At 62.1% G+C, this 22336-nt stretch carries 27 protein-coding genes and 2 pseudogenes; 12 read left to right on the top strand and 17 right to left on the bottom strand.

The window, feature by feature from the left end; genetic code table 11:
• Window positions 1-76: 76 nt before the first annotated feature.
• The 6 genes from AC1D0I_RS12805 to AC1D0I_RS12780 all read right to left on the bottom strand — a co-directional run bounded on the left by AC1D0I_RS12805 (window position 77) and on the right by AC1D0I_RS12780 (window position 4778).
• A complete protein-coding gene (locus tag AC1D0I_RS12805; RefSeq protein WP_457153730.1) occupies window positions 77-1051 on the bottom strand; it encodes a methyltetrahydrofolate cobalamin methyltransferase in 975 nt (324 codons plus the stop codon).
• An 83-nt stretch (window positions 1052-1134) separates the two neighbouring features.
• Window positions 1135-2226: a methylenetetrahydrofolate reductase gene (locus tag AC1D0I_RS12800; protein WP_477228712.1), complete on the bottom strand. Its 1092-nt coding sequence runs from the start codon at window positions 2224-2226 to the stop codon at window positions 1135-1137.
• Window positions 2223-2834 carry a methylenetetrahydrofolate reductase C-terminal domain-containing protein gene (locus tag AC1D0I_RS12795; protein WP_184873530.1) on the bottom strand — a complete coding sequence of 204 codons (612 nt, stop codon included), beginning with the start codon at window positions 2832-2834 and terminating at the stop codon, window positions 2223-2225. The genes AC1D0I_RS12800 and AC1D0I_RS12795 overlap by 4 nt, the downstream gene beginning before the upstream one ends.
• Window positions 2827-3129, bottom strand: coding sequence for a virulence factor (locus AC1D0I_RS12790; RefSeq protein ID WP_457152323.1), 303 nt, complete (start codon window positions 3127-3129; stop codon window positions 2827-2829). Before AC1D0I_RS12790 ends, AC1D0I_RS12795 begins: the two co-directional genes overlap by 8 nt.
• Window positions 3130-3333: 204 nt before the next feature.
• Window positions 3334-4116 carry a formyl transferase gene (locus tag AC1D0I_RS12785; protein WP_477228711.1) on the bottom strand — a complete coding sequence of 261 codons (783 nt, stop codon included), beginning with the start codon at window positions 4114-4116 and terminating at the stop codon, window positions 3334-3336.
• A gap of 86 nt (window positions 4117-4202) precedes the next feature.
• Complete coding sequence (locus AC1D0I_RS12780; protein WP_477395456.1) at window positions 4203-4778, bottom strand: DUF4893 domain-containing protein; 576 nt, start codon at window positions 4776-4778, stop codon at window positions 4203-4205.
• A gap of 121 nt (window positions 4779-4899) precedes the next feature.
• On the opposite strand from AC1D0I_RS12780, the pseudogene AC1D0I_RS12775 reads away from it, so the two are divergent.
• Both AC1D0I_RS12775 and AC1D0I_RS12770 read left to right on the top strand, forming a co-directional pair.
• A pseudogene (locus AC1D0I_RS12775) lies at window positions 4900-5052 on the top strand (NAD-dependent epimerase/dehydratase family protein); the annotation flags it as partial.
• Window positions 5039-5491, top strand: a pseudogene (locus AC1D0I_RS12770) (NAD-dependent epimerase/dehydratase family protein); the annotation flags it as partial. The pseudogenes AC1D0I_RS12775 and AC1D0I_RS12770, both read left to right, overlap by 14 nt.
• 328 nt (window positions 5492-5819) lie before the next feature.
• Here AC1D0I_RS12770 and AC1D0I_RS12765 read toward each other — a convergent pair.
• Window positions 5820-6452 carry a DUF1638 domain-containing protein gene (locus AC1D0I_RS12765; RefSeq protein ID WP_095087380.1) on the bottom strand — a complete coding sequence of 211 codons (633 nt, stop codon included), beginning with the start codon at window positions 6450-6452 and terminating at the stop codon, window positions 5820-5822.
• Window positions 6453-6516: 64 nt separating this feature from the next.
• Here AC1D0I_RS12765 and AC1D0I_RS12760 point away from each other — a divergent pair, with 64 nt between their 5' ends.
• Entirely contained in the window at window positions 6517-6657 is a 141-nt protein-coding gene (locus AC1D0I_RS12760; RefSeq protein WP_095087994.1) for an entericidin A/B family lipoprotein, read from the top strand.
• 88 nt (window positions 6658-6745) lie between these two features.
• On the opposite strand, the gene AC1D0I_RS12755 is transcribed toward AC1D0I_RS12760, so the two are convergent.
• Window positions 6746-7444, bottom strand: coding sequence for a corrinoid protein (locus tag AC1D0I_RS12755; RefSeq protein WP_477395454.1), 699 nt, complete (start codon window positions 7442-7444; stop codon window positions 6746-6748).
• A gap of 275 nt (window positions 7445-7719) precedes the next feature.
• Here AC1D0I_RS12755 and AC1D0I_RS12750 point away from each other — a divergent pair, with 275 nt between their 5' ends.
• The 4 genes from AC1D0I_RS12750 to AC1D0I_RS12735 all read left to right on the top strand — a co-directional run bounded on the left by AC1D0I_RS12750 (window position 7720) and on the right by AC1D0I_RS12735 (window position 12196).
• Window positions 7720-9294 (top strand): trimethylamine methyltransferase family protein, encoded by a 1575-nt coding sequence (locus AC1D0I_RS12750; RefSeq protein WP_477227536.1) that lies wholly within the window; start codon window positions 7720-7722, stop codon window positions 9292-9294.
• 89 nt (window positions 9295-9383) lie between these two features.
• Window positions 9384-10073 carry a hypothetical protein gene (locus AC1D0I_RS12745; RefSeq protein ID WP_477395452.1) on the top strand — a complete coding sequence of 230 codons (690 nt, stop codon included), beginning with the start codon at window positions 9384-9386 and terminating at the stop codon, window positions 10071-10073.
• A 105-nt stretch (window positions 10074-10178) separates the two neighbouring features.
• Complete coding sequence (locus AC1D0I_RS12740) at window positions 10179-11018, top strand: dienelactone hydrolase family protein (protein ID WP_477395450.1); 840 nt, start codon at window positions 10179-10181, stop codon at window positions 11016-11018.
• Window positions 11018-12196, top strand: coding sequence for a BaiN/RdsA family NAD(P)/FAD-dependent oxidoreductase (locus AC1D0I_RS12735; protein WP_477395448.1), 1179 nt, complete (start codon window positions 11018-11020; stop codon window positions 12194-12196). Before AC1D0I_RS12740 ends, AC1D0I_RS12735 begins: the two co-directional genes overlap by 1 nt.
• Before the next feature lie 22 nt (window positions 12197-12218).
• Here the strand turns inward: AC1D0I_RS12735 and AC1D0I_RS12730 are convergent, their stop codons facing one another.
• From AC1D0I_RS12730 to AC1D0I_RS12705, 6 genes are all read right to left on the bottom strand, one after another.
• Window positions 12219-12614, bottom strand: a complete 396-nt coding sequence (locus AC1D0I_RS12730) for a DUF1801 domain-containing protein (RefSeq protein ID WP_477227535.1) — start codon at window positions 12612-12614, stop codon at window positions 12219-12221.
• Window positions 12615-12656: 42 nt separating this feature from the next.
• Entirely contained in the window at window positions 12657-13049 is a 393-nt protein-coding gene (locus AC1D0I_RS12725; protein ID WP_457154977.1) for a VOC family protein, read from the bottom strand.
• 81 nt (window positions 13050-13130) lie between these two features.
• On the bottom strand, window positions 13131-13580 hold the full coding sequence (locus tag AC1D0I_RS12720) for a DUF1801 domain-containing protein (protein WP_457154976.1): 450 nt from the start codon (window positions 13578-13580) through the stop codon (window positions 13131-13133).
• Between the two features lie 12 nt (window positions 13581-13592).
• Entirely contained in the window at window positions 13593-13814 is a 222-nt protein-coding gene (locus AC1D0I_RS12715) for a hypothetical protein (RefSeq protein WP_457154975.1), read from the bottom strand.
• 56 nt (window positions 13815-13870) lie between these two features.
• Window positions 13871-14296, bottom strand: a complete 426-nt coding sequence (locus tag AC1D0I_RS12710; RefSeq protein ID WP_477287951.1) for an SRPBCC family protein — start codon at window positions 14294-14296, stop codon at window positions 13871-13873.
• Window positions 14293-14616 (bottom strand): ArsR/SmtB family transcription factor, encoded by a 324-nt coding sequence (locus tag AC1D0I_RS12705; RefSeq protein ID WP_457154973.1) that lies wholly within the window; start codon window positions 14614-14616, stop codon window positions 14293-14295. Before AC1D0I_RS12705 ends, AC1D0I_RS12710 begins: the two co-directional genes overlap by 4 nt.
• 154 nt (window positions 14617-14770) lie before the next feature.
• On the opposite strand from AC1D0I_RS12705, the gene AC1D0I_RS12700 reads away from it, so the two are divergent.
• The 3 genes from AC1D0I_RS12700 to AC1D0I_RS12690 all read left to right on the top strand — a co-directional run bounded on the left by AC1D0I_RS12700 (window position 14771) and on the right by AC1D0I_RS12690 (window position 17968).
• Window positions 14771-15331 carry an RNA polymerase sigma factor gene (locus AC1D0I_RS12700; protein ID WP_095087997.1) on the top strand — a complete coding sequence of 187 codons (561 nt, stop codon included), beginning with the start codon at window positions 14771-14773 and terminating at the stop codon, window positions 15329-15331.
• A 2-nt stretch (window positions 15332-15333) separates the two neighbouring features.
• Window positions 15334-17481 (top strand): vWA domain-containing protein, encoded by a 2148-nt coding sequence (locus tag AC1D0I_RS12695; RefSeq protein WP_477395447.1) that lies wholly within the window; start codon window positions 15334-15336, stop codon window positions 17479-17481.
• 241 nt (window positions 17482-17722) lie between these two features.
• Window positions 17723-17968 (top strand): hypothetical protein, encoded by a 246-nt coding sequence (locus tag AC1D0I_RS12690; RefSeq protein WP_477395445.1) that lies wholly within the window; start codon window positions 17723-17725, stop codon window positions 17966-17968.
• A gap of 15 nt (window positions 17969-17983) precedes the next feature.
• Here AC1D0I_RS12690 and bmt read toward each other — a convergent pair whose 3' ends face one another.
• Both bmt and AC1D0I_RS12680 read right to left on the bottom strand, forming a co-directional pair.
• On the bottom strand, window positions 17984-19006 hold the full coding sequence (bmt, locus tag AC1D0I_RS12685; protein WP_477395565.1) for a betaine--homocysteine S-methyltransferase: 1023 nt from the start codon (window positions 19004-19006) through the stop codon (window positions 17984-17986).
• Between the two features lie 134 nt (window positions 19007-19140).
• Complete coding sequence (locus AC1D0I_RS12680; RefSeq protein WP_477395443.1) at window positions 19141-19998, bottom strand: helix-turn-helix domain-containing protein; 858 nt, start codon at window positions 19996-19998, stop codon at window positions 19141-19143.
• A 229-nt stretch (window positions 19999-20227) separates the two neighbouring features.
• On the opposite strand from AC1D0I_RS12680, the gene AC1D0I_RS12675 reads away from it, so the two are divergent.
• Together AC1D0I_RS12675 and AC1D0I_RS12670 are read left to right on the top strand one after the other, a co-directional pair.
• Entirely contained in the window at window positions 20228-21238 is a 1011-nt protein-coding gene (locus AC1D0I_RS12675) for a fatty acid desaturase (protein ID WP_477395441.1), read from the top strand.
• 82 nt (window positions 21239-21320) lie between these two features.
• Window positions 21321-22148 carry a phosphate/phosphite/phosphonate ABC transporter substrate-binding protein gene (locus AC1D0I_RS12670; RefSeq protein ID WP_477395439.1) on the top strand — a complete coding sequence of 276 codons (828 nt, stop codon included), beginning with the start codon at window positions 21321-21323 and terminating at the stop codon, window positions 22146-22148.
• On the opposite strand, the gene AC1D0I_RS12665 is transcribed toward AC1D0I_RS12670, so the two are convergent.
• On the bottom strand, window positions 22113-22336 hold a 224-nt coding region (locus AC1D0I_RS12665; protein WP_477395437.1), incomplete at its 5' end, for a M24 family metallopeptidase. The two genes, AC1D0I_RS12670 and AC1D0I_RS12665, sit on opposite strands and share 36 nt — an antisense overlap.

Below are 22336 nucleotides of genomic sequence, written 5' to 3'. Positions count from 1 at the left end.
AAACGCACACCGTCCCGACGGCATCATCTGCACGATCGGTTCGGTGAGGTTTACAAGACAGTCCACGATTGCGCGCTTATCCCCGACCCATCCGGGCTTCACGGCCGCCACGGCGGCGTCCACCATTGCCGGCGCCTTCGCCCGGCGCGTTGACTTGCGTCGGTGCGGCTACCGCCTGGCCGCCTTCGGCCGGCTTGTAGTCCTTGTAGGTGCGAATCCAGTTGGTGCAGTTCTCGTCGGTGCCGTTGAGCACATTGGCGCCGCGCACGGCTTCCATTTCCTGCGGGCGCACCGGGTTCATGATCGCGCTGGTCATGCCGGCGCCGATCACCATCGGGATGAAGGCGGCATTGATGCCGTGGCGATGCGGCAGGCCAAAGGAGATATTGGACAGGCCGCAAGTGGTGTTCACCTTGAGCTCTTCGCGAAGCCGACGCAGCAGCGCGAACACTTGGCGGCCGGCATCGCCGAGCGCGCCGATCGGCATCACCAGAGGGTCGACGACGACGTCGTGCGCGGGAATGCCGAAATCGGCGCAACGCTGCACGATCTTCTTGGCGACGGCGAAACGCACATCCGGATCCATCGAAATGCCGGTCTCGTCATTGGAGATGGCGACGACAGGGACGTTGTACTTCTTGACCAGCGGCAGGATGGCCTCGAGCTTTTCTTCCTCGCCGGTGACGGAGTTGACCAGTGGCCGGCCCTTGGCGACCTTCAACGCGGCCTCGATCGCGGCGGTGACCGACGAGTCGATCGACAGTGGTAGGTCGACGAGGCCCTGGACGATTTCCAGCGTCTGCACCAGCAGGCCGGGTTCGGTCTCGTTCGGGTTGACCGAGGTAACGCCGGCATTGACGTCGAGCATGGTGGCGCCACAGGCTGCCTGCTCGAGCGCATCCTTGATGACCGTCTCGAAGTTGCCCACGATCATCTCGGCGGCCAGCTTCTTGCGGCCGGTCGGATTGATGCGTTCGCCAATCACGCAGAACGGCTGGTCGAAGCCGATGATGATTTCTCGTGTCGCCGAGGCGACGATGGTCCGGGTCATGAATTCTCTCTCCGCCGTGATATAAAGATTTCTTTATATCGTTGTCTGGTTTCGTTCAAGCGAACAGGTGCTCGTCCGCGCCGTCAGTGCGCGGTCTTCACCATCTCCACCTGCGTTTCGGTAATGTCGTCGTGCAGTATGTGCCCGAGCCGGTCGGCGACCATCTGGTCGTCGCGACGGATTTCGCGTTTCCATGGCTGGCGGCCCTTCAGCACGCCCGATTCATCGACGATCTCGGCGACATATTCCTCCTGGCGATAGGCCATCACATGGACGCCGGAGACGCCGGAGATTTCCTTCACCTCATTGATGATGTCGATGCAGAGCTGCTTGCCTTCCTTCTTCTGGTCTTGCGCGCCCTCCAGCCGCTTGATGACCGAATCGGGGATGTGGATGCCCGGCACGTTGGAGCGGATCCATTTGGCTGTCTTGGCCGAGGCCAGCGGTCCGACGCCAACCAGGATGAAGCACTGTTCGGTGTAGCCGAGGTCGCGCACCTTCTGCATGTAGGTCCGGAACATAGGCACGTCGAAACAATACTGGCTCTGCACGAATTGCGCGCCGGCGGCGATCTTCTTGCCCAACCGATGCGGGCGGAAATCGATTGGCGGTGCGAACGGATTGATCGCCGCACCAAGGAAAAGCTGCGGCGGCGTCGTCAGCTTGCGGCCGGACAGGAACTTGCCGTTGTCGCGCATGACGCGGCAGGTTTCCAGGAGCGACATGCAGTCGAGGTCGAAGACCGGCTTGGCGCCGGGCTGGTCGCCGGCCTGCACGCCGTCGCCGGTCAGGCACAGCATGTTGGCGACGCCCATCGCAGCCCCGCCCAGCACGTCGCCCTGAATGGCGATGCGGTTCTTGTCGCGGCAGGCGATCTGCATGATCGGCGCATAGCCCATGCGGGTCAAAAGCGCACAGATGCCAACCGACGACATGTGGCAGTTGGCACCCGAGGCGTCGACGGCGTTGATGGCGTCAACCCAGCCGTCGAAGATCTTCGCCCGGTTGTAGACGTCTTCCGGGTCGGCGCTGTCGGGCGGGTTGAGTTCGGTCGTGACCGCGAATTCACCACGCCGCAGGACACGTTCCAGCCGGCCGCGCGAGGTGTGGCCGGGCAGGGGGTCGAGCGGCAGATGGATGCCGGCCGGGTTCTCGTCGCGCTGGCTTCCGATCATGCCGATGCCCCGGTGTTTGCCGCGCCATTCTTGGCGGCAGCGGCGGCTTCGCGCGCGGCGGCCGCCTGCGCGGTGACCCGCAACCAGGCCGAGGTTTCGCGCAGCGACTGATCGACCGGCTTCTGCACGGTCAGGATCCTGTCATTGTGGACCATATTCTGCGAGCCTTCCCAGGCCTTGACCCAGACGCAGGGCATATCAGGCTCGACCTCGCAATTGCCGTTGGCGCGCACGCCGCCGCAAGGGCCGTTGCGCAATTGCTTGGGGCAATTCATCGGGCAGGACATGCCGGTCGAGGACAATATGCATTGGCCGCACATGCGGCAGTCGAACATGAAGCCCTTGACGCGCTTCTCGACAAATTTGACCGGCCCTTCGACACGGCCGTAGCCGATGCCCTTCCACAAGGGGTGGAGGAGCAGGAACATGTCGGCGAATCTGGCATAGAACCATTCGAGCAATCGCGAGTGCCGCACCGACCATAGTCTGACCGCGAACGAACGCTGCACGCGCCGCTGCGGCGACACGTCGGCCGGCTTGTAGTCGGATTTCGGCGCTGCCTTCTTGACCAGAGTGGCCTGGGTAACCGTTGGCTGGGTGTCAGACATTTTCTTTGCCGCCCGCCTTGACCAGAGCGACCAGCCGCTCACGGTCGTATGTCATGTCGATGTCCTGGAACGCCTTCTCGACCTCGGCTTCGAGGTCGTCGCCAACCGGAACAGGATCGGCCTTGCGCCATTCGGCCAGATAGTCATCTGTGCCGCCGGCGCCGGTGCGCATGGCGCACATGTCAATCGCTTCGGTGAAGCGCAGCGGCAGTTCGCGCTTGGCGTTCTGCCGGCCCTTCTTGACGATGACCTGGGCAGGGATGTCGCGCCAGTAGACGACGATCAGATCGGCCATGAATTCTCACTCCTCGATGGAGCGAGCATTGCCGGAAGCGCAGTTGGGCCGCTTGTTATGGGACGACGCGCGCGCATTCAAAAGCGACGCATTCGGATGTCGTAAAATGAAAGGTGCGTTTATTCGTTTCCGGCGTGTGCCGGCGGCAGGTTCTATGTGTCGGAAAAGCCGGCGCGGTGCACCCGATCGCAGATCATGATTGCGCTACCAAATGCCGGTTCTCAGGCCTGTCCAGAGGTAGAACCAGATCGTGGGGTGATACCATTGTTTCGACGGCAGGCCCGGGTCGATGGTGGCAAGTTTTCCGGCCAGCACGTCGCTGACCGCTTCGACGCAGATGTCGCGCGAAAACGCGGCCTGGCGCAGCGCGTAGCTCGAAATGCTGTCGCCGCGTTTGGGCTGCGCGCGCACCTGTTTCAACACCGCGCCCGTATCGACGCCGGCATCGACCAGATGCACGGTGGTGCCGAAATTCTGCGCATCACCTGATGCCAGAGCCCAATAGCCGCCATTCATGCCGCGATATTTCGGCGTGATGCCCGCATGGTAGTTGAGCACCGGGCAGGGCATTTTGCGCAGCATCTCGGCCGAGATCAGTCGGCAACCGTTGAGCAGCACGACGCCTGGCTGGATCTTTTGGATCGCCTGCAGGCACTCAGGCCCATTGGCCGAGGCCACCTGGATAATCTCCTGGCCTGGTCGCGGCTCAACCTCCAGTCTCTCCTCGGCGATCAATCGCGCGCCATGGCGAGCCAGCAGCCGCTTGCCCACCCTGCTCAGCACCATCGTGCCAAGCTGGCCCATGGCCGAGACCCAACCCTGGCGGCGAGCCCGGCCACGCAGCAATTGCTTTTTGGATTCAGGGGTTTCGAGGATGACGCTGACAGGACCGACGCGATCGGCGATTGCGTTGATCATGGCCCAGACATGCTGGCCGCCGCCGGTCACGACGACGATCGACGCGCTGGTTCCAACCCGTGAAGACATGGCCCGCTTTCCTGCCTTGCACGCGGCCGGCTGCCGCATGCTGGCCGGATTTGTGCCGGAATGGGGTTAAATCTTGATGACCACGCTCAGCGCTTGAACTCGATGATGTCGAGCTTCGATTCGTAATAGGGTGCTGGAAATTCGATGCGCCATTGGCTGGCGCTGTTGCGGAAGGCATAGCCGACCTGGTCGGTTTGCGGGCCACTGCCATAGGGTTTTGCCGGATCGCTGTTGACATAGGCCGAGCCAAGATAGATCGCGCGCTTCTCGCCATCGTCGAAGAAACGGCCCTTGGTGCGTTGCGAGCCGCTGATCTTTTCCAGTCGCCAGCCGGAGCCGTCGTCGGTCACCTTGCACTTGAACCAGCCATAGATGACGAGCGGCAATGGTCCGCCGGCCTTGATGGTGCGGCACTGCCAGTTGCCGGTCAGGTCCTTGTCGGAAAACGCCACCAGCGGTTTTGCCAGCAAGGCGTCGAGCTGCTTGACCTCGGCGGGATCTCCCGCCTTCGCCTCGGCCAGCGCCTCCTTGCGGGTCTCGCCATATTTGTCGAGCCGTGTCTTGTCGGCGGCGGTGATCAGTTTCTGCACCTCAACATCGGCAAGGGCGGGAAGGGTGCAGCAGAGCAGACCGACAGCGGCGAGCAGTGGACGAAGGATCATAGGAGGCCTCCCGGTTGATGTCTCGAGCAGCGCCGCTGCTGACCTGGTGCATAACTATCGGGTCGCTGGCGCCTGTCATCCGTGCTTAACAGCGTCACGGTCAAAAATCATGGTGTGACGAATGCGAATCTTGCTCACGGGATCGTCGGGTTGGCTGGGCAGCGCGCTTTCGCCGCGCCTGCGGGCCCTCGGCCACGATGTCACAGGCCTCGATCCCGTTCCATCGAGGGAGACCCGGATTGTCGGCTCGATCGCCGATCGTGATCTGGTCCTGCGCACTGTCCGCGACAACCGGATCGAGGCGATCATCCACAGCGGTGCGCTGCACAAGCCCAATATCGAGAACCGCGCCAACAGCATTTTTTGTCGCGACCAACGTGCAAGGCACGTTGAACCTGCTCGACGCGGCGGTGGTGTCCGGCGTGGAGCGCTTCGTCTTCACGTCGACGACCTCGTTGATGATTTCACAGGCGATACGCGACGGGTTCGAGGGTGGTGCGCGCAAGGCCGCCTGGCTGACCGAGGCGATGTCGCCCGAGCCGCGCAACATCTACGGCGTCACCAAGCTTTCGGCCGAACATCTTTGCCGCCTCTATCATATCCAGCACGGCCTGCCGGTGGTGGTGTTGCGCACCGCCCGCTTCTTTCCCGAAGCCGACGACATGGCGCATGCGATCGAACAGTCGGATGCCAACACCAAGGCCAATGAACTGCTGTTTCGCCGGTTGACGGTGGATGACGCGGCCGCTGCCCACATCCTTGCCCTCGAAAAGGCGCCGCGGCTCGGTTTCGACGTTTTCATCGTGTCGGCGCCGACGCCGTTCCGGCCCGATGATTGCGCCGCACTGATCGCCGACGCCCCGTCGGTCGTCGCGCGCTATTTTCCGGACTTTCTGGCGCTCTACGCGCGAAAAGGCTGGACGATGTTTGGCTCCATCGACCGCGTCTATGACGCCTCGCGGGCAAGCGACCGGCTGGTTTCGTCTGCCGGACGAGCTTTGCCGATGTGCTTGCGGAGTTGCGGACGGAAGTGGGCGTCGCCTAGCCAGCGTGTGCCGCGGCCTGCGCCATTCCGGCCGTCAGGTCGCCATAGCCGGTCGCCCGGCGCTCATAGGCGAGGCCGAGCAATTTTGCGGCTTTTTCCGCGACCTTGTCCAACTCCGGATCGTCGGTCTGGGCGAGGTAGATCAGCTTCTCGTAGTTGCCGAAATAGTCCTTGATCAGCTCCGGGTGCTTGTCGAGGCCGAGCGGCTTCATGAAGAAGGCGTCGAACTGACGACACAGGAAATCGGTCATGTAGAAGGACATCATGTCGTCGTCGGCGACTTTCGCATAGGCCTCCATGCCTTGATAGAAGGCAAAGCAATGCGGGCCGGCCATGCGCTCGACGCCGTGCTTCTCGCAGATCCGGTCGAGCAGGCCACCGGTGCCACAATCGGCATAGCCGACGAAGATGTGTTCGTAGCCGTCCGCCTTGGCCTTCTCGATGGCCTTGTCCATGGCCGGCGCGATGCGATCCGGATAGAAATGAAATTCCGCCGGCAGGCAGGTCAGATCGAGGTGATCCAGTCCGAGCTGTTCCTTGACGGCCAGAACTTCGCGCGCAATCATCCCACAGGCGATGACGAGCAGCCTGTCGTCTTGATTCGGTTTCGTTTTTTGTATCTTGGCCATGGAACCAGTCGAGCCGGCCTTCGTTGCTGCGGGGCTAATTTATCTATTGAGGGAGACACCGTCCATGAAACTGTTACGCATCGCGCCGATAGCCATCCTTGCCTGCGCCCTGGCCCTTACGGCATGTGCGAACACCGTCCGCGGCGTCGGCAAAGATGTCAAATCGACGGCCAGGGCGGTCGAGGACACCGTCACCAAGCCCTGATCCGCACACAGCCTCACCCACCACTTGGGAACAAAAAAGCCGCGCTGCAAGGCGCGGCTTTTTCCATTGTCCATGCCGGATTGGCCAATCACGCCGAAGCGCGGACGTTGTGCTTGCGCTTCATGAAGTCCTTGGCGGTCTCGACCGCCACCGCGGCGTCGCGGCAATAGGCRTCGGCGCCGACGGCCTTGCCGAATTCCTCGTTCAGTGGCGCACCGCCGACCAGCACGACATAATCGTCGCGGATGCCCTTTTCCTTCATCGTGTCGATGACGACCTTCATGTAGGGCATGGTCGTGGTCAGCAGTGCCGACATGCCGATGATGTCGGGCTGGTGCTGTTCGATCGCATCGAGATATTTCTCGACCGCATTGTTGATGCCGAGGTCRATGACGTCGAAGCCSGCACCTTCCATCATCATGCCGACGAGGTTCTTGCCGATGTCGTGGATGTCGCCCTTGACGGTGCCGATGACCATCTTGCCCTGCTTCGGCGCGCCGGTGGCGGCAAGCAGCGGACGCAGGATGAACATGCCGGCCTTCATCGCRTTGGCCGACAACAGCACTTCGGGAACGAACAGGATGCCGTCGCGAAAATCCTCGCCGACGATGCGCATGCCTTCGACCAGCGCYTCGGTCAGCACCTTGTAAGGCRCCCAGCCGCGCTCGAGCAGGATGTTGGTGCCTTCCTCGATCTCTTCCTTCAGCCCGTCATAGAGATCGTCGTGCATCTGCTGCACCAACTCGTCGTCGGAAAGTTCGGAAAGGATGATCTCGTCGTCGGACATTTGTATCGAGCTCCTGCCGGCATCGCGACTGCGTCGCAAGGCACACAATATTCGCGTTCATACCTAACCCGCTGGGGGCATGTATCCATAGCTGATTTGCGACTTCCCGCAAAAGGAAAGCGACCGTAACTCTCTTGGAATTCTTGTCGATTTTGCGACAGCCGTTGGCGCTGGCGGGCCGTTTCGAATAGGGTGCTTGGCTACGATCCGGCAAGAAGCGGCGATACGCTGCCGCAATGGATTCCGGACAAGAACAAATTCAGGGAAGAGCGATCATGAGCGAACACGCGGCAGTCGATCAGGAAGCGTCAAACGCGCGACGCGGGCGCGGCGCCAGCGGCGGAGCGGCTGCCCGGCGTGCAGCCCGTTCGGGCGGCGGCCCCGGCACCCAGCTCACCTATATCAAGCGCAAGATCAACGTCTATGAGGTACTGGACGAGGAAGGCCTGGCGCTGATCGAGAAGAACACCGACACGGTGCTCGAGGAGATCGGCATCATCTTCCGCGACGACGCGGAAGCGCTGCAGCTGTGGAAAGAAGCCGGCGCCGACGTCAAGGGCGAACGCGTGCACTTTCCCAAAGGGCTCTGCCGCTCGCTGCTGAAGACCGCGCCGTCCGTCTACACCCAGCACGCCCGCAATTCCGAACGCTCGGTGCAGATCGGCGGCAACGCCACTGTCTTTGCGCCGGTCTATGGCCCGCCCTTCGTGCGCGATCTCGACGGCGTCAGGCGCTATGCGACCATCGAGGATTTCCGGAATTTCGTGAAGCTCGCCTACATGGCGCCGTCGATCCACCATTCGGGCGGCACCGTGTGCGAACCGGTCGATGTGCCGGTCAACAAGCGCCATCTCGACATGATCTACAGCCACATCAAATATTCGGACAAGCCGTTCATGGGCTCGGTGACAGCGCCCGAGCGCGCCGAGGACACCGTCGCCATGGCCAAGATCGTGTTCGGCGACGACTTCGTCGAAAACAACACGGTGCTGACCAGCCTGATCAACGCCAACTCGCCGATGGTGTTCGACGAGACCATGCTCGGCGCGCTGAAAGTCTATTCGCGCCACAACCAGGCCTGCATCGTCACGCCGTTCATTCTCGCCGGTGCGATGAGCCCGGTGACGGTCGCCGGGACGCTGACGCAGGTTTTGGCCGAGGTGCTGGCCGGCGCGTCGTTCACCCAGCTGATCCGGCCGGGCGCGCCGGTGCTGTTCGGCACTTTCGCCTCGTCAATCTCCATGCAATCGGGCGCGCCGACCTTCGGCACGCCCGAGCCGTCGCTGGTGTCCTATGGCGCCGCACAGCTCGCACGTCGCCTCGGCCTGCCGTTCCGCACCGGCGGCTCGCTTTGCGCATCCAAGGTTCCGGACGCTCAGGCGGCCTATGAAAGCGCCAACACGCTGAACTCGACCATCCTGGCCGGCACCAACTTCGTGCTGCACTCGGCCGGCTGGCTCGAGGGCGGGCTCGCCTCCTGCTACGAAAAATTCATGATGGACATCGACCAGCTCGGCATGACGCAGAAGTTCTCCGAGGGCGTCGATCTGTCGGAAAACGGTCAGGCGATGGATGCCATCCGCCAGGTCGGACCGGGCAGCCACTATCTCGGCTGCGACCACACCCAGGCCAATTTCCAGACCGCCTTCTATCGCTCCAACATCGCCGACAACAATTCCTACGAACAGTGGCTGGCCGAGGGCGAGAAGACCGCGCCGCAGCGCGCCAACGAGCTCGCCCGCCGCTGGCTGGAAAGCTATGAGGCACCATACCTCGATCCGAGCACCGACGAAGCCTTGAAGGACTTCATCGCCAAGAAGAAGGGGTCGATGCCCGACGCCTTCACTTGAAAGGAGCCCGAGTCAGGCGGGGCTAAAGTCGCCAACATCATTCACAAGGAAGTCTGGCGGAGTGCATTCTCCGATCCGGTCAAGAAGGAATGATTGCGCCTGCCGGCAGCGTTGACCGTATCGCTTCGGCGCTTCTCGCCAACGGCCTTGTTCTACGTGGCGGCTTCAATTTTGAGCTGGGCGATGCGCCGCCACCGGGCCAGTCGGGCGCTCCCTCCAAGGCCGTCCTGCTGGTGGGGCAGGCGGGTGCTGCGTCCTGGCCGCATTTCCTGCGCTGGCGGGAAAAGCAATCGCCGACCATTGCCAATCCGCTCGACACCTGGTCGCGTGAAGTGATCGGGGCGGTGGCCGAGGTATTCGGGGCGAGGGCCATTTCACCGTCCGACAAGCCCTATCTGCCATTTCAGCAATGGGCGATGCGGGCGGAGGGGCTGAAGCCGTCACCGCTCGGCATCCTCATGCATCCGCAATATGGGCTGTGGCACGCCTATCGTGGTGCGCTGCTGTTCGAGCAAGAACTTCCTCTCCAAGCCGTTGAGACGCCGCTCCACCTTTGCGATGCATGTGTGGAAAAACCTTGCCTGAAATCCTGTCCGGTCGACGCTTATTCCGAACAAGGTTTCGCCTACCAATCCTGTCTGGCGCATGTGCGGGGAGCAAATGGCGGACCGTGCCGAAGCGGCGGCTGCCTCGACCGCAACGCCTGTCCGTACGGCACGGCCTATCGCTATCCATTGGAGATCCAGGCTTTTCATATGGCGRCATTCGCCGGTCTGTAGTCGCCACGCCATCCTGCACGAAATGTTGACTGCCGGGTTCAGGGAACGCCTTGTTCTGGCGGCTCACGCGGATATGTATCGCGCATCTAATGAACGGAGCAGGCGATGACGAAACAAGACCTTCAGATCAAGACCAGGGATGGCGTTGCCAGGGCAGGACTTTTCCGCGCTGCAAACACGTCCCCGGCCAAGGCCGGCATCATCCTGTATATGGATGCGTTCGGGCCGCGCGCTGCGCTCGATGGCATGGCGGAACGGTTGGCGGGCGAAGGCTATGCGGTGTTGGTGCCGGACCTGTTCTACCGCAATGCGCCCTACGGGCCGTTCGACGCCAAGACCGCCTTTGCCGAGGAAAAGACCAAGACAGTGCTGATGGCGCTGGTCACCGGCACCACGCAAGAGATGACCATCAGCGACAGTGGTGCATTCGTCGATGCGCTGGCTGCCGAGGGTGTTACCGGACCGATCGGGACGGTGGGCTATTGCATGGGCGGCGCACGGGCATTGAACGCCGCTGCAACCTATCCCGAGCAGATAAGGGCGGCGGCCAGTTTCCATGGCGGCAATCTGGCCAGCGATGCCGCCGACAGCCCGCATCGCAAGGCTGCCTCGATCAAGGCGCGTGTCTATGTCGGCACGTCCGGTGTCGACAGAAGTTTCCCGCCTGAGCAGTCGGCACGACTTGCCGAGGCGCTGCGAGTTGCGGAAGTCGACCATGTGATCGAGAACTATGTCGGCATGGCGCATGGCTGGTGCGTGCCGGATCATAGCGTCTTCGATGCGATCGGCGCCGAGCGCCATTGGAAGCGGTTGACGACGCTTTTTGCCGAAACGCTGATCCAAAACGGACCGGGACGTTGCCTGCGGTCGCACCGAACGGGTAGAGACTTGCACGATTGGCGCCGCCTGCTGAACGGCGCCGTCAGCGGGAACGATTTGGCCTGATGCAATCCTATGATGTCGTGCTCATCGGCGCGGGCGCCGCCGGAATGATGTGCGCCGTGGAGACGGCCAAGCGCGGCCGTTCGGTGCTGATCCTCGATCACGCGGCGATGCCCGGCGAAAAGATCCGCATCTCCGGCGGAGGCCGGTGCAATTTCACCAACATCCATGCCAGCCCGAAGAACTTTCTCTCGGGCAATCCGCATTTCTGCATCTCGGCGCTCAGCCGCTACACGCAGCGCGATTTCATCGCGCTCGTCGAGCGCCACCGCATTGCCTATCACGAAAAGACGCTGGGGCAGTTGTTCTGCGACGGCTCCGCACGCCAGATCATCGACATGATGGTCGCGGAAATGCGGAGCAGGGGCGTGGAACTGGCACTGTCGGCCAACGTCGGTGATGTCCGCAGAACCGTGGAAGGATTTGTGCTTACCCTCTCCACCGGTACGGTCGCATGCCAGTCCCTGGTCGTGGCGTGTGGCGGCAAGTCGATTCCCAAAATGGGGGCGACCGGCTTCGGCTACGAGCTTGCCGAACGGTTTGGTCTTGCCATTGTCGAAACGCGGCCGGCGCTGGTGCCGCTGACCTTCGACGCAAAAACGCTCGAGCGGCTGGCGCCCCTGGCCGGCAATGCCGTCGAAGCGGAAGTCGCCTGTGGCAAGACACGGTTTTCCGAAGCGATGCTGTTCACGCATCGCGGCGTCAGCGGACCGTCCATCCTGCAGATATCGTCCTATTGGCGCGAGGGAGACGAAATCCGCATCGCCATGCTGCCGGGAGCCGACGTGGCAGACCTCATTCGCACCGCCAAGCGCGGCAACGGACGGCAAGCGGTGCAGACGGTGCTGGCAAATCATCTGCCGAAGCGGCTTGCGCAGTCGATCGCCGAGCGCACCGGGATCGACGGCAACCTCGCCGATCTTTCGGATGCTGAGATCAAAACCATCGCCGCGGCGGTCAATGACTGGCACATCAAGCCGGCCGGTTCGGAGGGCTATCGTACGGCCGAAGTGACGCTTGGCGGGGTCGATACCAACGGACTTGACCAGAAGACGATGCAGGCGAAATCTGTCCCAGGCCTGTTCTTCATCGGCGAAGTCGTCGACGTCACGGGGTGGCTGGGCGGTTATAATTTCCAGTGGGCGTGGTCGTCCGGCTGGGTTGCGGGGCAAGCGGCCTAAAGCACCAAAAATGGCGACGATGCTACTTCGGTGCCTTCGCCAGCGCTTTCTTCTTCTTTTTGGCCTGGTTGTAATCGATGGCGGCCCGGACAAGGTCTTTCAGCGCGCGCTCATCGAGCTCATCGCCCTCGAAAAGATCGATCGCACGCCACACCTTGCCGTCCAACCCCGCGTTGAAGAGCTTGCCGGGGTCCGGCAGGCTGGCGCCGTGGGAAAAGGTCAGTTTCACCTTGTCCTTGTGGGCGTTGCCGACGGCGATCATTCCGTCGCGGGACCACACCGGGCTTCCCATCCACTTCCATTCCTCGATGATCTCGCCATCGGCTTCAAGAATGGTCTTGCGGACGCTGGCGAGCGTCTTGCCACGCCAGTCCGTGAGGCCCGCGATCAGCTGGTCGATCTGTTGCGATGGAATCATTGCGTGCCTTTCTCTGCCACGACGCGTTTTGTTTGCCGCGCTTTACCAGCGCGCCAGCTGGGTGATCTGAACGAGGTTGCCGCAGGTGTCGTTCAACTGGGCGATGGTCGAGCCGGTCGCCTCGGTCGGCGGCATGGTGAACTCGCCGCCGCTCGCCTTGATGCGCTCGTAGTCGCCCTTGACGTCATCGGTGAAGAACATGACCGCGGGCTGGCCTTGCTTGAAGATGGCTTGCTGATAGGCCTTGGCGGCCGGGTTGTCGTTGAGCGCGAGTTGCAGCTCGGTTCCATCGGGCTCTTCGGACGAGGCCACGGTCAACCAGCGATAGGGCCCATTGCTGAAGTCGGCCTTCTTGGTGAGGCCGAGCACTTCAGTATAGAAGCGCAGGGCGTTTTCCTGGTCGTCCACATAGACGCTGGTCAGCTTGATCTTCATCGCTATTTCTCCTCTGTCCGCCCTGTCGGAAGGGCGTGGTTTGAATTGTGCTGGCAGGCTTCAATCAATCCGCGGGCGCGGCTACGGGATCCAGCCGGGCAGGGCGGCGGCCTGCTTCACCCACTCCGCCATCTGCGCCTCGTCGAACGCGTCGCCTTCGCGGATGTCGATCCAGCGTGCGTCCTTGCTTTTCGCCGTGCCGCCGGGCGGGACCGGCCGCAACGACATGCCGCTGAAGAAGGTCACCTTCACGTAGCGGGTCAGGACATGGAACGTCACGAACCAGCCTTGGCCCTCGATGCCGTAGAACGGCGAATTCCATCTCACGGCTTTGCGGACATCAGGCACATTGCGCACGATGAGTGCGTCGAGGCGCTCGCCGAGGCCGCGTTTCCAGCCCGGCATTGCAGCGATATAGGCCTGCACCGGCGCGTCGCCGTCCCCCTTCGCGATTTGCGGGTTGCCGCCCGACAGCAGGACTGGTGCAGCCTTGGCCGCGACCTTGGTCGATTGCCCCTGCGTCTTGGCCATTCTGCCCATTTCCTATGCGCCCGCGCGTTCCCTGCCGTTTCCCTTGGCGGCATACGGCAGCGCGAACATGTACAAGCCACTGAACAGCAGCAAGAAGAGCGGCAAGAGCGGCGAGTAGACGATCCAGGCAGGCGGCTGCCCCAATGTCATGGCAACGAAGTTGGCGATGACGGTCAGCGTAAAGATGATCGACAGCCAGCGATGAGTTTGCCGAATCCACTTGTTCCAATCCAATGAGACCTCCCGTTAAAAACGAGCCGAAGCGGACCCAGTGATCCGCTCGGCGGGTTTCAATCCATTCGCGCCAGGACCTCAGCCAGGTTTGCAAAGTACTGCCGCCACCCACTCGTCGCACCCCGGTATGCCTGCTCCTGATCCGGCCGGAAGCCGGACTGCTCCATGCGCAATCGAGTGCCCGTGCTGGTCGGCATGAGAGTCCATGTGACGACACTCTCGAGGCCATAGGCCTGCCAGGTGTAGGACAGTGTCTTGTTCGGCTCGATTGCGGTTACCTGACAGTCAACGACGATGCTCACGTCAGGCTGCGGGTCCTTTCGCAGATTGAAACGATGACCTGCGACTGGCTTGAAATCATTCTTCATCAGCCACTCCTCGATCAAATGCGGTTGGGTGAGCGCGCGCCAGATCTTTTCCGGGGGATGAGGTATCTCTCGTTCGACAACGACGGAGCGCGTTTCGGTCGCAATGTTGGTCATTGGTCCATTCTATTGAGCAGGTTTTCGAGGTCGTCGAACCGGCTCTGCCAGAATGCGTTCATCTGGTTCGTCCAGTCAGTCAGCGGTGCAAGTGCGCCGAGTTGGGCGCTGTAATGGGTCTGCCGTCCCTCATGGCGGTCGCGCACTAGGCCGGCATGCCTGAGCACGCCGAGGTGCTTTGACACGGCCGGTTGCGAGACCCCCGACTGAGCCGTCAGTGCGCCGACCGTCTGTTCGCCTTCCCGGCACAGGCGCTCGAAGATGGCCCGACGCGTCGGATCGGAGAGCGTTCTGAACAGGACATCGTGAGCATTCGTCATTGGGATCGATAACTCGGCGGCTATTGATCGACGTATAACTGCAGAGATATGTATCTGTCAAGCAGGGTAGCGATGGCCACGATCTGGCCGTTTCCAAAAAAATCTTTCCATTGCCCCAAGGAATCGCCATTAGCCTTCGTCCAACAGGCAAATGATGGCGATGATGCTGGATGAGAGCGAAGCCTCCGACGCCGAACTGATCGGGCGGGCGAAGGGCGGAGACAGGGGGGCCTTCAGCAAATTGCTGGAAAGGCACTATGACTTCGTCTATCGCGCCGCCTATCGCTGGTGCGGCAAGAAGGCCGATGCCGAAGACATCGCCCAGGAAGTCTGCGTCCGGCTCGGCCGGGCTATCCGCGACTATCGCGGGGGCGGCGCCTTCACGACATGGCTTTACTCCGTGACCCTGAACGCCGCGCGCGACATGATGCGCAAGTCCGCCCGCGATATGGCAAAGACGGAGGCCTATGGCGTTCACGCGCTAATCTCGGGCGAGGCTTCGGCAGAGCCGGAAGACCCGGCCGAGGCATTGTGGGCGGCGGTAAGGCAGTTGCCGGACAAGCAGCGCGACGCCGTGCTGCTGGTCTATGGCGAGGGCTTGAGCCATGCGGCCGCCGCCGAGGCGATGGCGATCTCGGAGGCGACGGTTTCCTGGCACATCCATGAAGCGAAGAAACGGCTGAAGACGCTGATGCGCTCGGCCGGGGAAGTGTGACCATGGTCGACGACAACGAACTCAACAGACTGCGCGACATCGCGGCGCCGGCGCCGGGCGAGAGCGCGAAGGCTCGTGCCTTCGAAGCCGCCATGCGCGCCTATGATCAGGAAAATATTTCGACCGTGACCCAAGGATCGGTAGGCGGGCTTCGTCTCACAGAGCGAGCACAAAAGCTCTGGAGCGAGATCATGCAAAAGAAACTCATTGCCGCGCCGGCTCTTGCCGGGCTCGTCGCCCTGCCGATCGCCGGATACGCCACCTTCCACATGCTGAGGGAACAGCCGCCCAAATTCGGCGGCGACGAGAAGATCACCGAAACGCTGGCCGACAAGCCTGCGACGGTGAAGCAGACGACCAACGAGCTCAAGCCAGCCCGCACCGAACTGGAGAAAGACAAGAAGGCCGACGCGGACGTGGAAAGCCGCGACGCCACAGATGCGCTTGTCGCGCCGGCCTCACCGCCGAAATCCGAATCGACCATTGCTATCGGCGGCGAACAGCAGGAGGCGGCGAAGAGCGCTCCCCGACAAGATGCTACTGGCGCCGGAAGTGTGGCAATGAATAGTGCACCCCCGGCACCGGCCCCGACAGGCGAATTTGCGCTGGACGGCACAGTAAGCGCCCCCAGCAAGTCGCGGAGTCTCGCGCCGGCCGAGTCCAAGCTGATGGCGCAGCAGCCAGCCATGGCTCCGGCCGACCAGGTTCAGCCGCAAGAGGAAAACCGCGACCGCATCGAGGATTTCAAGACCAATCCGGTGCATGCCGCGCTGGAGGATCCGGTCTCGACCTTCTCGATCGATGTCGACACGGCTTCCTATTCCTTCGTGCGGCGTTCGCTGAAGGAAGGGTTCGTGCCGCAGGCCGATACGGTCCGCGTCGAGGAGATGATCAACTACTTCCCTTATGACTGGAAGGGCCCGGACTCCGCCACGACGCCGTTCAACTCGACGGTCAGCGTCATGCCGACACCGTGGAACACGCACACCAAGCTGATGCATGTCGCCATCAAGGGTTTTGACGTCAAGCCGACCGAGCAGCCGAAAGCCAATCTGGTCTTCCTGATCGACGTCTCGGGCTCGATGGACGAGCCGGACAAGCTGCCGCTGCTCAAGTCGGCTTTCCGGCTTCTGGTCGGCAAATTGAAGGCAGACGACACGATCTCGATCGTGACCTATGCGGGTGAGGCCGGCACCGTGCTGATGCCGACAAAAGTTGCCGAGAAGGACAAGATCCTCAATGCCATCGACAACCTGCAGCCCGGCGGCTCGACGGCCGGCGAGGCAGGCATCAAAGAAGCCTACAGACTTGCCCAGCAATCCTTCGTCAAGGACGGCGTCAACCGGGTGATGCTGGCCACCGATGGCGACTTCAACGTTGGCCAGACGGATGACGACGATCTGAAGCGGTTGATCGAAAGCGAGCGCAAGACCGGTGTCTTCCTGTCCGTGTTCGGCTTTGGCCGCGGCAATCTGAACGACCAGATGATGCAGACCATCGCCCAGAACGGCAACGGCACGGCCGCCTATATCGACACGCTCGCCGAGGCGGAAAAGGTGCTGGTCGAGGATGCCTCCTCGACGCTGTTCACCATCGCCAAGGATGTGAAGATCCAGGTCGAGTTCAACCCGAACAAGGTCTCTGAATATCGGCTGATCGGCTACGAGACCCGGGCGCTCAACCGCGAGGATTTCAACAATGACCGCGTCGATGCCGGCGATATCGGTTCGGGCCATTCGGTCACCGCGATCTACGAGATCACGCCGAAGGGCAGCGGTGGCGAGCAGATCGATCCGCTGCGCTACGGCCAGGCGTCGGTGGACAATGGGGGCGTCGCCAATGCCGGCGAATATGCCTTCGTCAAGATCCGCTACAAGCTGCCCAACGAGGACGTCTCGAAGCTGATCACCACGCCGGTGACTTCGGCCAACGAGGTGGCGTCGTTCGACGAGGCCGGCACCGACCAGCGCTTCTCCGTGGCCGTCGCGGCCTTCGGCCAGAAGCTGCGCGACGAGGATGCAACCGCGAAGTTCGGTTACGACAAGATCATGGAGATTGCCACCGCCGCTCGAGGATCCGACCCGTTTGGGTACAGGTCCGAGTTCCTCTCGCTTGTGCGCCTTGCCTCGGCGCTGGGCGGAAATCGGTAGTGGTGATGGCGGCCGGTTTCTTTCAGATGGGATCGTTCTGATACGGGAAACCGACCCACGGGCGGGTGAGGCAGGCCGGCGAGGGATTCATTCCTTGCCGGCCTTTTTTTGCGGATTGTTAAATTGCGTTGGATTTCCGGTAGATGATCGCAATTTCCTCTTGTTACGCAGAGGCTCATGTATGGGCTTGAGGGGGCCAGAATTGCTGATCAGGACTGTTGCGAACTCGATAACCCGAGATATGCCGGCACTTGGATCGGCAGCGTCCACGCCATCGGCGGAATCCAGGCGCATCAGCGACGATGTCGCTCAAGCGCGTAACACCGCCATATCAGCGCTGAACAATGATCGTTTTCGCGTCATGCTGGAGCAGATCTCCGACCCCAGTGCGTCGGGGGCGCTGATGACGATGCGCGGCGATACGGCCGCCGGCGCCGGTACCGATTTCAAGTCGGCGCAGTCGAGCTACGCCGACAACAGCGAATAATCAGAAACGATAAGGTCAGGCCCGGCTGCGGCGACGCTCGCGGCGGGCTTCGCTGGTCTCGGCGGTGTTTTCGGTCGCCACCTTGTTGCGCATCGGACCGATGCGCTCGACAATCGCGCCAACGGTCGGACGATCCGCCTTGGTGTGCGCGTCGAGTGCCTTGCGCATGGCGGCAAGGTGCTGGAACGAGGTGCCGCAGCAGCCGCCGACGATTTTCGCACCGGCATCGACGGCAAGCCTGACATAGTCGGCCATCAGTTCCGGCGTGCCGGAATAATGAATCTCGGTGCCGCGGAATTCGGGAATGCCGCAATTGCCCTTGACGATCACAGTCGCCTCCGGCTTCGCCTCGGTCATGTCGAGCAGCGATGCCAGGATGTCGGAGGCGCCAACGCCGCAATTGGCACCGACGCCGAGCGGCGCTTGCGACAAGCCGTCGACGACGCCGTGGATGTCCTTCGGCAGCAGGCCCATCATGGTGCGGCCGGCGGTGTCGAAGGACCCGGTATAGGTATAGGGCAGGCCGACGCGGATGGCGGCTTGGGCAGCGGCGCGGATCTCGTCGGGAGCCGACATGGTCTCGATCCAGGCGACTTCGGCGCCACCGGCCTTGAGACCTTCGATCTGTTCGGCAAAGGCGTCGACGGCCTCGTCATAGGTCATGCCGCCAAGCGGCACCAGCAATTCGCCGGTCGGACCGACCGAGCCGGCGACGATCACCTTGCGGCCGGCCTTGTCGGCGACGGCACGCGCAATCTCGGAGGCGCGCTTGTTCAGCGCGTGCACACGGTCCTGCGCATGGTGCAGCTTCAGCCGGTGACGGGTGCCGCCAAAGGAATTGGTGAGGATGATGTCGGCGCCCGCATCGACGAAATTCTGGTGCAGGCTGCTGATGGTTTCGGGCGCCGTCTCGTTCAGCAGCTCCGGCGCTTCGCCAGCCTCCAGCCCCATGGCGAACAAATTGGTGCCAGTGGCGCCATCGGCCAGCAGCACGCCCTTTTCGGCCAGCAGGGCATCGATTGGGTTGGTCGTCGTCATCGGATTGGCTTTCATGTTTCGAAATTCGGATAAGGATATAAAGAAGTCTTTATGTGTAGTCAATGATATTKCGGCGATTGACTGGCGATGTCGACGGCCGGGCGTTGGGTTGAATGGCCCACGATTGCCGTCGATCAGGCAGAGCCTGATGCGAAGGACATGTCAGCCAGATTGCGCGCGAAGGCGGCGGCTTCGTGCGGGTTGACGTCGGCGGCACGGATCAGATTGTCGAAATGCTGGGTCAAGGCCTGGACCGGCTGGGTGGCGTTCAGCACCACATACATGTCGCCGACATAGATAGCCGCCCGATAGGGGCCGAAGATGGTGAGGGGAATGGAATAGCGCATGCGGCCGTCATATAGAAACAAGCGGAAGGTCGGGTAGAGATCGTCAAGCAGCGTTGCCATATGGGCGAGTTGCTGTCGGCGGTCGGCCTCCGGAAAACGGTCCCAAACGCCCAGGCCGCGGGCAAAGATCTCCAGCGTATGGCGCGGCATGCAGACTTCCATGTCGGTTTCCGGCCGCCGGTTGTAATCGATGCGGTATTGGGTTTCGTTGGCTTGCGTCAGACGGCTCCTGTTGGTGATGTTGGCTTCGTAGTCGACGAGGGCGTGTGTTCGCAGAAGATCGGGGATGCCGGCCGGCACATAGCGGATCTTGGTACCGGCAGCCTCGGCGAACCACTTTGCCAGCAGCGTGCGGTCGAAGCCGTCGCGCGCTTCCTCGATCTCCAGGCTTTCGCGGATCTCGCCGGTGACACCCTCGTCCTGGCTGAGGCCAAGCAGCCAGTCCAGCGATACTTTGAACTCGGCAGCGATATTGAGCAGGGTTTCCGCCCGGGGCAGGCGTGTCGAGGCGCCTGACAGGAGTTGCGACAGGGCCGACCGATCGATGCCGACCGCGGTCGCGAACGATGACTGGTTGAGATCGGACCGTGTCAGGAGCAGCTTCAGACGCTCCCGAAAGATTGCTGACAGATCTCGTTTGTCCATCACTTCGCTCCGCGAATCAGGAGGAAAAATTTGCGCCAAAGCTGCCGAATGGACGCCTCAGGCGTAAATGAATCCCCAATATTGTTTACAATGTGTAACATGTGCTGTCAAAAATGCGCAATCGCAACATTTTGTACACTTTGTCTCGTTGAGTGGAATCGCTTCTCCTGACACAATGTTGTCAGGAACCAGTTGGGGTTCCGGCGACTGAGGGACAGTGGTCGATAGCATGACTAGCATGAGCATCAGACAGCGTAGCGTACCGGCCATCGAATGGCCGACCGTGGTTCTCGCATTCTTCTGCTACGCAACATGGTTTGCCACCGGCTTCCTCCTCTGGCCATCCTACCCGATCTCCGCGCTCGCCGTCCTGGCCTTCACCGCCGCATTGCAATCGTCGATCATGCACGAAGTGCTGCACGGTCATCCAACGCGCAATGCGCGGATCAATGAGGCCTTCGTCTTCCTGCCGATCGGTCTCGTCTGGCCGTTCCGCCGCTTCAAGACCATTCATCTGCGCCATCATGCCGACGAGCGGCTGACCGATCCGCTGGACGATCCCGAGAGCTACTACCAGGCGCTCTGGCAGCATGACGACTTGCCGCCGACGATGAAATTCCTGCTCAAGATCAACAACACCATGGCTGGCCGCTTCGTGCTCGGCCCCTGGCTGTCCTGCGTCGGCTTCTTCATCGACGACGCCAAGCACATGATCGCCGGCGACAATACGATCCGCAAGGCGTGGCTGCTGCATGCGATCGGGCTCGCCATCGTGATGCCCATCGTCCAGTTCGGCTTCGGCATCCCGCTGTGGCTCTACGTCCTGGTACCGGTCTGGCTCGGCCAGTCGCTGATCTCGATCCGCACCTTCGCCGAGCATCAATGGTCCGAACACCCGGAGGGCCGCACGGTGATCGTCGAGCGCTCGCCGCTGTCGTTCTTGTTCCTCAACAACAATCTGCATTTCGTCCACCACAAGAGCCCGACCGTGGCCTGGTACCGGCTGCCGAAACTGTTTCGCGACCGTCGCGACGAATGGCTGCGGATGAACAATGGCTATGCCTATCCGAACTATTTCGCGCTGATCAAAGCCTATGCCTTCAAGGCGAAGGAGCCGATCGTGCATCCGGTGCTGCGGCGCGCGCCGGAGCCGGGCAGGGCGTTCAAACCTCGCATCAGGGCGCGCAACATCAATGGGCTCGGCTCCGCGCCGGTTCCCGCCGAGCCGCCGAAGGAATGAGTTTTGCGGCGAGTGGGTAATGCCTGCTAGACTGGCTGCGGTCGGTCCCCTTCAATCCCAGATACAACGGTCAGATTCCGGCATGAGCGAATTGGTTGCGGCATTGCCGATGTATGACTGGCCCGAAGCGCGCGCCGAGGTCGACGCCCAATGGGCGCGCTTGCGCGACGCCTTCCGGCGGAAGGGTATCGACGCGCCGCAAACGATCGTGCGCCGCAATGGTGACCTGCCGCCGGTGCCGGGTGGCATTCATGATGCCCAGGGAAAACTGATTGCGCCAGACCCTGCGACATTGTCGCCGGACGAGCTCGATTTTCACAAGCTTTGGCTGCATCCAGCGCTGCTGTTTGCGCAGACCTGCTGGGGACCGATGGAACTCGGCCTGTCCAAACACGTTCAGGTGGTCGGCCAGCCAAGCTACGACGCCTGTGAAGGCGGGCAGGGCGAGCTCTATTCGAGCGCGCTGGTGATGCGGGCGGGCGAGGGGCCGGAGGTTCGATCGCCTGCTGACGGTCGCGCACTCATCCCGCGGGATCTGATCCGTGGCAAGCGCTTCACCTTCAACAGCCTTGATTCCATGTCAGGCATCATTGCGCTGACGCGCGACCTGCAAGCGGCCGGCGAAGACCTGGATTTTTTCTCGACTCGCAGCGAAAGCGGCGGCCATCGCGACTCGATCGTCGCTGTGGCCGAAGGCAAGGCGGATGTCGCGGCCATCGACTGCGGAAGCTGGGCGCTGGCGCAGCGTTTCGAGCCGGCGGCGCAAGCGGTGAAGGTCGTCGGCTGGACGGGGCGGCGCAAAGGCCTGCCGTTCATCACCGCCGCAACGACACCGGAAAAGACGGTCTGGGCGATGCGCGAGGCACTTGCCGGACTAGCCGAGCAGCCTCGCATCCAACGGGTAGGTTGAAAGTTTTTCGTTGCCGGTTTCGGTGATGAGAATCTGCTCTTCGATCTTGACGCCCTCGCGTCCGCCCAGCCGGCCGATATAGCTTTCCACGCACAGCACCATGCCTGGCTCGAGCACGCCGTCCGGGGTGTCCGCGGTCCAGTCGCTGGCATGCGGCAGGGTCGGGTATTCGTCGGCCAGGCCGACGC

It is taken from the genome of Mesorhizobium sp. P2_D1 (genome assembly GCF_056404455.1).
Note: the sequence above shows the minus strand (reverse complement) of the source record. Positions and strands in the feature narration are given on the sequence as shown.

Excerpts from the sequence above, each read along its gene's own strand:
- AC1D0I_RS12710 (WP_477287951.1), bottom strand. The coding sequence starts at position 14,296 with ATGACCAACATTGCGACCGAAACGCGCTCCGTCGTTGTCGAACGAGAG.
- AC1D0I_RS12675 (WP_477395441.1), top strand. The coding sequence starts at position 20,228 with ATGACTAGCATGAGCATCAGACAGCGTAGCGTACCGGCCATCGAATGG.
- bmt (WP_477395565.1), bottom strand. The coding sequence starts at position 19,006 with ATGACGACGACCAACCCAATCGATGCCCTGCTGGCCGAAAAGGGCGTG.
- AC1D0I_RS12695 (WP_477395447.1), top strand. The coding sequence starts at position 15,334 with ATGGTCGACGACAACGAACTCAACAGACTGCGCGACATCGCGGCGCCG.
- AC1D0I_RS12670 (WP_477395439.1), top strand. The coding sequence starts at position 21,321 with ATGAGCGAATTGGTTGCGGCATTGCCGATGTATGACTGGCCCGAAGCG.
- AC1D0I_RS12680 (WP_477395443.1), bottom strand. The coding sequence starts at position 19,998 with ATGGACAAACGAGATCTGTCAGCAATCTTTCGGGAGCGTCTGAAGCTG.
- AC1D0I_RS12760 (WP_095087994.1), top strand. The coding sequence starts at position 6,517 with ATGAAACTGTTACGCATCGCGCCGATAGCCATCCTTGCCTGCGCCCTG.
- AC1D0I_RS12720 (WP_457154976.1), bottom strand. The coding sequence starts at position 13,580 with ATGGCCAAGACGCAGGGGCAATCGACCAAGGTCGCGGCCAAGGCTGCA.
- AC1D0I_RS12725 (WP_457154977.1), bottom strand. The coding sequence starts at position 13,049 with ATGAAGATCAAGCTGACCAGCGTCTATGTGGACGACCAGGAAAACGCC.
- AC1D0I_RS12805 (WP_457153730.1), bottom strand. The coding sequence starts at position 1,051 with ATGACCCGGACCATCGTCGCCTCGGCGACACGAGAAATCATCATCGGC.
- AC1D0I_RS12765 (WP_095087380.1), bottom strand. The coding sequence starts at position 6,452 with ATGGCCAAGATACAAAAAACGAAACCGAATCAAGACGACAGGCTGCTC.
- AC1D0I_RS12790 (WP_457152323.1), bottom strand. The coding sequence starts at position 3,129 with ATGGCCGATCTGATCGTCGTCTACTGGCGCGACATCCCTGCCCAGGTC.
- AC1D0I_RS12750 (WP_477227536.1), top strand. The coding sequence starts at position 7,720 with ATGAGCGAACACGCGGCAGTCGATCAGGAAGCGTCAAACGCGCGACGC.
- AC1D0I_RS12740 (WP_477395450.1), top strand. The coding sequence starts at position 10,179 with ATGACGAAACAAGACCTTCAGATCAAGACCAGGGATGGCGTTGCCAGG.
- AC1D0I_RS12800 (WP_477228712.1), bottom strand. The coding sequence starts at position 2,226 with ATGATCGGAAGCCAGCGCGACGAGAACCCGGCCGGCATCCATCTGCCG.
- AC1D0I_RS12730 (WP_477227535.1), bottom strand. The coding sequence starts at position 12,614 with ATGATTCCATCGCAACAGATCGACCAGCTGATCGCGGGCCTCACGGAC.
- AC1D0I_RS12795 (WP_184873530.1), bottom strand. The coding sequence starts at position 2,834 with ATGTCTGACACCCAGCCAACGGTTACCCAGGCCACTCTGGTCAAGAAG.
- AC1D0I_RS12690 (WP_477395445.1), top strand. The coding sequence starts at position 17,723 with ATGCCGGCACTTGGATCGGCAGCGTCCACGCCATCGGCGGAATCCAGG.
- AC1D0I_RS12785 (WP_477228711.1), bottom strand. The coding sequence starts at position 4,116 with ATGTCTTCACGGGTTGGAACCAGCGCGTCGATCGTCGTCGTGACCGGC.
- AC1D0I_RS12705 (WP_457154973.1), bottom strand. The coding sequence starts at position 14,616 with ATGACGAATGCTCACGATGTCCTGTTCAGAACGCTCTCCGATCCGACG.
- AC1D0I_RS12700 (WP_095087997.1), top strand. The coding sequence starts at position 14,771 with ATGGCGATGATGCTGGATGAGAGCGAAGCCTCCGACGCCGAACTGATC.
- AC1D0I_RS12735 (WP_477395448.1), top strand. The coding sequence starts at position 11,018 with ATGCAATCCTATGATGTCGTGCTCATCGGCGCGGGCGCCGCCGGAATG.
- AC1D0I_RS12780 (WP_477395456.1), bottom strand. The coding sequence starts at position 4,778 with ATGATCCTTCGTCCACTGCTCGCCGCTGTCGGTCTGCTCTGCTGCACC.